The following is a 6,498-nucleotide window of genomic DNA, read 5'->3' as shown; positions in this document are numbered from 1 at the left end:
TTTTATATGTATTTTGTTTAAGATAATTAATATTATTTTATATTTCTTAAAAGAAACTTCTTTAATTTATTATTTGTATATATGAATATTTTTAACTATAAATATTCAAACTATATTGTAAGAAATATTTACTTGAAATTTTAAATAAGAGGTGACATTGTGAAAAAAGATAGCCTAAAAAAATACATTATGATAGGAGCATTTGCTCTAATACTTTTTGGAATTGCTAGTATAAACTTTAAATCACTAGATAAAACAAAAACTCAAATTTCTAGTCCAACACTTGATACACATGAATATGATTGGTATTTTAACCCTAGAGAGGATGGAAAACAACCCTCCCCTATAAAAGAAGCCAATTTTTTTAAGAAATATGACTCATATTATGTAGGAGACCCTAATGAAAAGGTTATATACTTATCATTTGATGCTGGATATGAAAGTGGAAACACTCCAAAGTTACTAGACACATTAAAAAAACACAATGCAAAGGCACAGTTTTTCGTAGTTGAAAGTTATATAAAAAGTAATCCAGATTTAATAAAACGTATGGAAAAAGAAGGACATTTAGTTTGTAATCATTCAAAAAGTCATCCATCAATGGCTGGGATTACAGATTTTGAAAAATTCAAAGAAGAAATTACAAGTGTAGCAAAAGCATATAAAGATGTTACTGGAAAAGAAATGCCTAAATATTTTAGACCACCAATGGGTAAATTTAGTGAACAATCTCTAAAGTATACACAGGACTTGGGTTATAAATCTATATTTTGGAGTTTTGCTTATGTGGATTGGTATGAAAAGAAACAACCTACTCATGAGTTTGCTAAAAACAAAATTTACTCTAGAACACATCCTGGTGCAATAGTTCTATTACATCCAAATTCTTCAACTAATACTGAGATATTGGATGAAGTACTTACACATTGGGAAAAAGAAGGTTATAAACTTAAAACACTTGACTATTTAAGCAGTAAAAAATAAAATTTTAATGAAAACAAAACTCCACCTTGAATTATAGTAAAAATAAACTGATTTATAAATACTTTAATTCTTGATGGAGTTTTGTGTCTTTAAAATTATGTAAAAAGAATTGTCCATTCATTTATCTCTTCATATCCTATATTATGATATATTTTTCCTGCTATTTCATTATTATAAAAAAGACATGGTATTTTCCCTTCTGCCAATAGTTCTTTACTTAAATTGTACACCATATAGCTAGCAAGTCCTTTTTTTCTATGCTCTTTATCTGTACTTACAGAAACTATCATTGCCAAAAAGCTAGTTTCCATACCAGTTGATACAGTACTAATCATAGTATTATTATCTTTTATGAAATAGGCTCTTACATTGCCTTCTTTTAAGTATTCTTTTCTCGCTTCTATGTAATTTGGACTTACCTTATATCCTGATTTATTTAAAAGTTTTCCTATTTCATCAATGTCTTTTTCATATGCCTTTTCTATCCTATATTCATTCATATTAGAAAAATCCAGCTCTTTTATTTTCTTTAATATACAAAATTTATTATCCAATTTTTCATAAAAACCTTTGTATATACTCACTAGTCTATCTATTACACACTTTTTTCCACTTATACTTTCTATATCTAATCCTTTTATATGGCTTTCCATCTCTTCTACATCAAAATTATTTTCTAAACTATAGATTATAAGTGTTGACTTATTTTTTAATATTATAGAAGTTATACTTCCTTCTTTTGTCTGAGACCATACTTCTTGAGAATCAGAACTAAATCCATAGTTTTCAACATATCCAATTATAAATAAGTTTAAACTTTCTTCATGTGATACATATTGCCAGAATTGTTTTTCTAAAGTATTATCTATTTTTACAATCAAGTGTTCATCCTCCTTTTGTGTTAATAATGATATACCTTATAATTTATAGTATCATTTAAAGTTATTAACTTCCACTAAATATTCTAAATTTTTTTAAATAATTAAAATTTGTAAATTTATAATTTTTTCAGAAAAATCAATCATCGATTATATGATATTTTCTACTTTACAAAATTAAACTATATTTTTAAATTTCTATGCAATATATTGGTATTTCTGTTTATATTCTTTTAATGCTTCATCCCAAGCTTCTTCTACTGAGATACCTCTCTTAGTTGCAATCCTTTGTGCTAATTCTATTATCCTCATAGCTTTTCTTGATATATTCATATATTTTCCTCCTCTAAATTATCATAAATTATTTTAAAATTATTTAATTTGTATCAAATATATTATTTACTTATATATTACTAACTATTTGTGTACTAAGTGTGAACTATATTAGAAGAAATTTAGAACTTAATAAAACACAAATTTTATATATACTTCATATAGATTTGTCATATTATAAAAGCAGTGATATAATTTATTATCATTTTATGGAGGTGATATATTATGAAAATAAGAGATGAATATACATGCCCTCTTGAAATTGTACATGATATCATTAAAGGTAAATGGAAGACTATAATTGTATTTAAATTGAGACAATGTAATAAAACATTCTCTGACCTAGAGCATAGTATAGATGGAATAAGTCAAAAAATGTTAATCCAACAATTAAAAGAACTTCGAGAATTTGGTATTGTTGATAAAATCAGTTCAACTGGGTATCCATTACATACTGAATATTTTCTTACTAGTCGTGGCAAGAAAATGCTACAAGCTGTAGAGATAATGCAAGAAATAGGTATAGAATATATGCTTGAACATGGACAACAAGAATTTTTAGACAATAAAGGAATCTGTTATAATAAATAGTTCTATACATACCAAAAAGTAAGTAATTTACATTTCCTTCATGGGCATTATAATAAAAATAGATAGGGGGTATAAATATGTCTATAGCTTTAATTTTAATTGATATTCAAAATGATTATTTTAAGAATGGTAAATGTGAATTATTTAATACAGAAAAAACTGCTGAAAATGCTAAAAAAATACTGATACTCTTTAGAAAAAATAACTTGCCAATTATTCATGTACAGCATATATCAATGAGTTCAACAGCATCATTCTTTCTACCTGACACTTATGGTTCAAAAATAAATAAAATTGTTTTACCATTTGAGAATGAAGAAATTATCATTAAGCATACACCAGATAGTTTTTTTCAAACACGTTTACAAAGTTGTCTTGACGAAAAAAACATAGATAAATTAGTGATTTGTGGAATGATGAGTCATATGTGCATTGATACAAGTGTAAGGACAGCAAAGAAACTTGGATACGATATTACTCTTATAAGCGATGCTTGCACAACAAAAAATTTATTTTGGGATGATAAAGAGATTAATGCTGAGACTGTACATCAAGTATTTATGGCATCCTTACAAAATAGTTTTGCAGATATAAAAAATACAGACATTTTTTTGTCTAATTATTGTAAATAAAAATATTTACCATTATAAAGAGCAAACTTAATTAATTTAAGTTTGCTCTTCAATCATATAATATTATATATCCCTTCTATCATTTTTATATACATAAAATACTTTTCCCTATTTTAGATTTAGGTACAACAGTCATATAATTTTCAAATGTTACTATATCCACATAAAAAATGTAGTGTTATAGTATATATAATATTACATAAAAGGGGGTGCTAGATAGATGAATAATCATATACTTATTCAATTTGAATATATAGCAAGAATCATTATTGCTGGTTTATGCGGAGCTTTGATTGGATATGAAAGAAAGAATAGGCTAAAAGAAGCTGGAATCCGAACTCATTTTATAGTAGCACTAGGATCAGCACTTATAATTATTGTTTCCAAATATGGATTTGATGATGTAGTAGGTACTCCAGGTATTGGTTTAGACCCTGCCCGTGTTGCAGCACAGGTTGTCAGTGGAATAGGTTTTTTAGGAGCTGGATTAATATTTATCAGAAATCAATCAGTAAGCGGACTTACTACAGCTGCTGGTATATGGGCTACAGCAGGTACAGGACTTGCAATTGGTTGTGGATTATATTTACTTGGTATTGTTTCAAGCATTATTATTGTTATCACGCAAATACTACTTCATAGAGATAGGAAATGGATGAAACTCCCTACCGCAGAACAGGTCTCTCTTAAAATTTCTAACAGTACTGATTCAATCTCATATATTGAGGAAAAATTTAAGCAGTCTAAAATTGAAATTATAAATATGAATATTAAACGCATTGATGGAGATTGGCTAGAGGTAATTATCTATACTAAATTACCTAAAGGATATAAAAAGACAAATCTATTAAAGTTATTTAGCGATAATCCACTTATAGAATCTTTAGAAATATAATATAAAAAATAGACTAGCTAAACACTAGTCTATTTCTTTGTTGCTAATAACATATTTTACAAGCTACATATCCATTTGCTTCTGCTTCTTCTCTACTCATTGAAATTGCACCTTCCATATTATGTGCAGTAGGAGAAGAATGATATTTATTTGATTTAGATTTTCCTCCATTTGCATATACAGTTTCAGATGTTTTTTGGTTGGTTGGATTTGATTCTTCAGTTTTAGGAGTTAGAGCTTGAGCGTTTTCCGTTGACTTATCGATGTTTTCTTTAGCAAGTTTTTCTTCTTTTTCCTTTTCTTCTTTTTCCTTCTGAGCTAATTCTAAATCCTCTTGTTTTTTCTTTTCTTCTAACTCTTTTTTCTTTTGTTTCTCCAATTTATCTTTTTCTTCTTTTGCTTTTAATTCTTGTTTTTCTTTTACTTCCTTGTCTTTTATATCCTGTTCTTCTTCTTTTCTTTTTATTTCTTGTCGCTCATTTAAGTTAGGTTCTGTTGCTACTTTGAACATTGCTCCCCACCATGCCCAATTGAATATTAAGAGTATAAACACTACAAATAGGCTTATAACAACTTTCAATGTTTTTACTAATTTATTACTATTTTTATTTATACTTTTTACTAAAAATAGAATAGAAAATAATAATAATGTTAATGGTAATAATAAAACTCCTATAATAACAATTAATATCTTTTGCCAACTTTTTAATACTTTAAACTTATCAAGCATAAATTACCCTCCAAAACATTAAGTTAACTACTTTATCATTCATAACTATCAATCTAATAATATTTATGTCTGATAAATATTGATATTAATTTTTAATAATTCCTTAATTTTCATCCTATATCCCCCTCTTTATACACTGTTAATTAAATTATATAGCAAACGAATAATAAATGTTGTCGAAAATCAAAATTATATGTTCTTAACTGGATATAAAGATAATTATTACTAATTTTCAATCTAAACACTATCTACTTATACTTTAACTAATATAAAATGGAAATAAGGCTTACTTTCATGTCATACATAAAATGGAAAATGAAACAGTAAATATTCTAGAAGGTCTTAGAATATAATTTGTCACCTATTTTATAATATAGTGGCAAATTGGTGGCAAATTTACATTTTTTTATGCTATTTATTATCTAGTCCATTAAAATTTAGCTATTTAGTTATAGGAACTTGTATTTCAGTTACAAATTCGTCTACAATTCCAGTTTCATGTATATCTATTTTATATATCTCTATTGGAGCAGCATTTATCTTATAATTATTTTCTTCTATAAATCTAAATACTTTTTGCATATAGATTTTATTATTAGAGTTACTTCCAGTATAATTTAATGTTACATAATACCCTTCATCAAAAACTATATTATATATCTCCTCATTATCTTCCAAAAAACAAAATACAGACTTAAACTCATTAAATATACCATTATTGATTGCTTCAACAGAAAAAGCAGAACCAATATTATTATTTCCAAGTATATTAAATCTGTCTTCATATTCCTTTTGAAGCTTTTGAATTAAGAAATCAAAATCTTCATCTCTTTCTATATCAGCATTTAATTCTAAGGCTTTCCTTTTTTCTATATATACAACCTCTATCTCGTCTATTTTAGTATTTTGAATCACACTTTCAATTGAACTTAATCTTGTTATAATATTTTCCTTGTGACTTATAAGCTCAAATATCTTTTTGTCAATTAAATCAAGTTCTTCATTTAATATAGTTTTTGTGGATTCTATACTTCTATCATCTAGATATTCTTTTATTTTTTTCATTGGAAAATTCAAACTTCTAAATTCTTTTATCAAATTCAATTTCCATATATCAGATATATTATACATTCTATATCCATTGGTATCTCTAAATGGTTTTAAAATTCCTATTTCTTCATAGTACATTAAAGAATCTCTTCCTATACCGTATATTTTAGATATTTCTCCTATTTTATAATAATCTTTCATTTATATAATAAAGTCCTCCATAATTATATTTTTGCTTAAAAATAAATATCTCGTCTACTTCCCTAATTCTATTTTAGAATATACTAAAAAATCTTCTAAAACAAGGATTCAAAAATAAATTGTATTTAATTAACTATCTAAACATATCTATATTTTGTTCATTATTCTATTATAATATTGATTATGATATTTCTTACTCTAAGC

Annotated in this window: 8 protein-coding genes; 4 read left to right on the top strand and 4 right to left on the bottom strand. The window is 25.8% G+C overall.

Annotated features, from left to right (window positions below; genetic code table 11):
* Window positions 1–159: 159 nt before the first annotated feature.
* The gene (pdaA, locus tag KGF50_RS19635; protein WP_227849622.1) at window positions 160–984 is read left to right on the top strand and encodes a delta-lactam-biosynthetic de-N-acetylase; all 825 of its coding nucleotides are present in this window, start codon (window positions 160–162) and stop codon (window positions 982–984) included.
* A 95-nt stretch (window positions 985–1,079) separates the two neighbouring features.
* Here pdaA and KGF50_RS19630 read toward each other — a convergent pair whose 3' ends face one another.
* Window positions 1,080–1,865, bottom strand: coding sequence for a GNAT family N-acetyltransferase (locus KGF50_RS19630; RefSeq protein ID WP_227849621.1), 786 nt, complete (start codon window positions 1,863–1,865; stop codon window positions 1,080–1,082).
* Between the two features lie 195 nt (window positions 1,866–2,060).
* Complete coding sequence (locus KGF50_RS22425) at window positions 2,061–2,195, bottom strand: hypothetical protein (protein WP_255655070.1); 135 nt, start codon at window positions 2,193–2,195, stop codon at window positions 2,061–2,063.
* A gap of 225 nt (window positions 2,196–2,420) precedes the next feature.
* Between KGF50_RS22425 and KGF50_RS19625 the strand changes: the two genes are divergently transcribed.
* From KGF50_RS19625 to KGF50_RS19615, 3 genes are all read left to right on the top strand, one after another.
* Complete coding sequence (locus KGF50_RS19625) at window positions 2,421–2,786, top strand: winged helix-turn-helix transcriptional regulator (protein ID WP_227849620.1); 366 nt, start codon at window positions 2,421–2,423, stop codon at window positions 2,784–2,786.
* 77 nt (window positions 2,787–2,863) lie between these two features.
* The gene (locus KGF50_RS19620; RefSeq protein ID WP_227849619.1) at window positions 2,864–3,418 is read left to right on the top strand and encodes a cysteine hydrolase family protein; all 555 of its coding nucleotides are present in this window, start codon (window positions 2,864–2,866) and stop codon (window positions 3,416–3,418) included.
* 220 nt (window positions 3,419–3,638) lie between these two features.
* On the top strand, window positions 3,639–4,313 hold the full coding sequence (locus KGF50_RS19615) for an MgtC/SapB family protein (RefSeq protein ID WP_227432770.1): 675 nt from the start codon (window positions 3,639–3,641) through the stop codon (window positions 4,311–4,313).
* A 43-nt stretch (window positions 4,314–4,356) separates the two neighbouring features.
* Here the strand turns inward: KGF50_RS19615 and KGF50_RS19610 are convergent, their stop codons facing one another.
* The gene (locus tag KGF50_RS19610; protein WP_227849618.1) at window positions 4,357–5,043 is read right to left on the bottom strand and encodes a hypothetical protein; all 687 of its coding nucleotides are present in this window, start codon (window positions 5,041–5,043) and stop codon (window positions 4,357–4,359) included.
* 441 nt (window positions 5,044–5,484) lie between these two features.
* The gene (locus KGF50_RS19605; protein WP_227849617.1) at window positions 5,485–6,294 is read right to left on the bottom strand and encodes a MerR family transcriptional regulator; all 810 of its coding nucleotides are present in this window, start codon (window positions 6,292–6,294) and stop codon (window positions 5,485–5,487) included.
* Window positions 6,295–6,498: the final 204 nt, after the last annotated feature.

The sequence above is a fragment of the Clostridioides sp. ZZV15-6598 genome (assembly GCF_020657705.1).
GTDB lineage: Bacteria > Bacillota > Clostridia > Peptostreptococcales > Peptostreptococcaceae > Clostridioides > Clostridioides difficile_F.
Note: the sequence above shows the minus strand (reverse complement) of the source record. Positions and strands in the feature narration are given on the sequence as shown.

Bases quoted from the DNA above. Each gene is read 5' to 3' on its own strand.
- KGF50_RS22425 (WP_255655070.1), bottom strand. From the start codon at position 2,195: ATGAATATATCAAGAAAAGCTATGAGGATAATAGAATTAGCACAAAGG.
- KGF50_RS19625 (WP_227849620.1), top strand. From the start codon at position 2,421: ATGAAAATAAGAGATGAATATACATGCCCTCTTGAAATTGTACATGAT.
- KGF50_RS19620 (WP_227849619.1), top strand. From the start codon at position 2,864: ATGTCTATAGCTTTAATTTTAATTGATATTCAAAATGATTATTTTAAG.
- KGF50_RS19615 (WP_227432770.1), top strand. From the start codon at position 3,639: ATGAATAATCATATACTTATTCAATTTGAATATATAGCAAGAATCATT.
- KGF50_RS19610 (WP_227849618.1), bottom strand. From the start codon at position 5,043: ATGCTTGATAAGTTTAAAGTATTAAAAAGTTGGCAAAAGATATTAATT.
- KGF50_RS19605 (WP_227849617.1), bottom strand. From the start codon at position 6,294: ATGAAAGATTATTATAAAATAGGAGAAATATCTAAAATATACGGTATA.